This window comes from Oerskovia sp. NPDC056781 (assembly GCF_042789955.1).
GTDB lineage: Bacteria > Actinomycetota > Actinomycetes > Actinomycetales > Cellulomonadaceae > Oerskovia > Oerskovia rustica.
The window spans coordinates 1-2511 of record NZ_JBHUAD010000360.1 but is presented as its reverse complement, the minus strand read 5'-3'; the positions used below and the strand labels follow the sequence as shown (position 1 = coordinate 2511).

The 2511-nt window shown below is 69.1% G+C and carries 2 protein-coding genes; both read right to left on the bottom strand.

What is annotated here, in order from left to right; genetic code table 11:
* Positions 1–53 precede the first annotated feature (53 nt).
* Complete coding sequence (gene grpE, locus ACFRCR_RS18315; protein WP_377679597.1) at positions 54–695, bottom strand: nucleotide exchange factor GrpE; 642 nt, start codon at positions 693–695, stop codon at positions 54–56.
* On the bottom strand, positions 692–2511 hold a 1820-nt coding region (gene dnaK / locus ACFRCR_RS18310), incomplete at its 5' end, for a molecular chaperone DnaK (RefSeq protein ID WP_377679596.1). The genes grpE and dnaK, both read right to left, overlap by 4 nt.

Below are 2511 nucleotides of genomic sequence, written 5' to 3'. Positions count from 1 at the left end.
TCCGGGGTCCGGTGGGTGCCGGGTCCCGCAGGACCTGGCTCCCACCTCCGTTTCTACTCCGGTCCGACGACCGAGACGCGCGCGGCGCGCACGATCTTCTCGCCGATCCGGTAGCCCGGCTCGATGACCATGTTGACCGTGGCCGACGTGGCCTCGGGGTCCACCTGGTGCATGAGCGCCTCGTGGACGGTCGGGTCGAACTCCTCGCCCACGACGCCGTACCGCTCGACGCCGAACTTCGCCAGGCTCGCGTCGAGCTTGTCGGAGATCGCGACGAACGGGCCGTCGAGCTCGCCGTGCTGGCGCGCCCGGTCGATGTCGTCGAGGACCGGCAGGAGCGCGGCCAGGACGTCCTCGACGCCCTTGACCCGCGCGGCCTCCTGGTCGCGCAGCGACCGGTTGCGGTAGTTGGTGAAGCTGGCCCGCTCACGCTGGAGGGCGTCGAGGTGGGCAGCCGCCTCGGACTGCGCAGCCAGCAGGGCTGCGTCGTCCCCGGCCTCGCCGGTGGGCTCGAAGTCGAGCCCGGCCAGCGGGTCGCTCTCCGCGTCGTTCCCGGCCGAACCGGGCACGGAGCCGGCCCCCTCGGGGGCAGCCTCCTTGGGCTGCCCCTCCGGGGTCACCTTGCGCTTGTCGGTGAAGTGGAAGGGCTGGTCCTCGGAGCCGAGCTCCTCGGGGCCCTGCGCGTCGCTCGTCACTTCTTGTCGTCCTCGTCCACGATCTCGGCGTCGACGATGTCCTCGTCGGGAGCCGAGGTCGCACCGGCGGCCGCAGCGGCGTCCGCGTCAGCGGCGCCCTGGTCGCCCGCGGCCTGCTCACGCTCGGCCGACGCGTAGAGCGCCTCGCCGATCTTCTGGCTCGAGGCCAGGAGCTTCTCGTGGGCCGACTTCACGGCGTCCGCGTCCGTGCCCTCGAGGGCCGTCTTGACCGACGCGATGTCGGCCTCGACCTCGGTGACGACGTCGGCGGGGAGCTTCTCCTTGTTCTCCGCGACGAGCTTCTCGGTCGAGTACACGAAGGACTCGGCCTGGTTGCGGGTCTCCGCCTCCTCGCGACGCTTCTTGTCCTCGGCCGCGTGCTCCTCGGCCTCCTTGACCATGCGGTCGATGTCCTCCTTCGGCAGCGCGGAGCCACCGGTGATGGTCATCTTCTGCTCCTTGCCGGTGCCGCGGTCCTTCGCGCCGACGTGGACGATGCCGTTCGCGTCGATGTCGAAGGTGACCTCGATCTGCGGCAGACCGCGCGGGGCCGGGGCGATGCCCGTGAGCTCGAACGTGCCCAGCGGCTTGTTGTCGCGGGCGAACTCGCGCTCACCCTGGAAGACCTGGATCAGCACGGACGGCTGGTTGTCCTCGGCGGTCGAGAACACCTCGCTGCGCTTGGTCGGGATGGCCGTGTTGCGCTCGATGAGCTTGGTCATCACGCCACCCTTGGTCTCGATGCCCAGGGACAGCGGGGTGACGTCGATCAGGAGGACGTCCTTGCGCTCGCCCTTGATGACACCGGCCTGCAGCGCGGCGCCGACGGCGACGACCTCGTCCGGGTTGACGCTCTTGTTGGGCTCCTTGCCGCCCGTGAGCTCCTTGACGACCTCGGTCACGGCGGGCATGCGGGTGGAACCACCCACGAGCACGACGTGGTCGATGTCGCTGACGGAGATGCCGGCGTCGCGGATGACCGCGTGGAACGGCGCCTTGGTCCGGTCGATGAGGTCCTGCGTCATCTGCTGGAACTGGGCGCGCGTGAGCTTCTCGTCCAGGTGGATGGGGCCGTTCTCGCTCATCGAGAGGTACTGCATGGAGATGTTGGTGCTCGTCGCGGACGAGAGCTCCTTCTTCGCCTGCTCGGCGGCCTCACGCAGACGCTGCAGCGCGATCTTGTCCTTGGACAGGTCGACGCCCGAGCTGTTCTTCACCTGCTGGATGAGGTGCTCGACGATGCGGTTGTCCCAGTCGTCACCACCGAGGCGGTTGTCGCCAGAGGTCGCGCGGACCTGGATGGTCGAGAAGTCGTCCTCGTCCTTGCCCACCTCGAGGAGGGAGACGTCGAACGTTCCACCACCGAGGTCGAAGACGAGGATGAGCTCGTCCTCCTTGCCCTTCTCCAGGCCGTAGGCCAGAGCGGCGGCGGTGGGCTCGTTGACGATGCGCAGGACGTTGAGACCCGCGATCTGCCCGGCGTCCTTGGTCGCCTGGCGCTCGGCGTCGTTGAAGTACGCCGGGACGGTGATGACCGCGTCGGTGACGGGCTCGCCCAGGTACTCCTCGGCGTCGCGCTTGAGCTTGCCGAGCACGCGCGCGGAGATCTCCTGCGCGCTGTACTTCTTGTCGTCGATCTCGACCGACCAGTCGGTGCCCATGTGGCGCTTGACCGACGTGATGGTGCGGTCGACGTTCGTGACCGCCTGGCGCTTGGCGATCTCGCCGACGAGGACCTCGCCGGTCTTCGAGAACGCGACGACCGAGGGGGTCGTGCGAGCGCCCTCGGCGTTCGCGATGACGGTGGGCTCTCCAC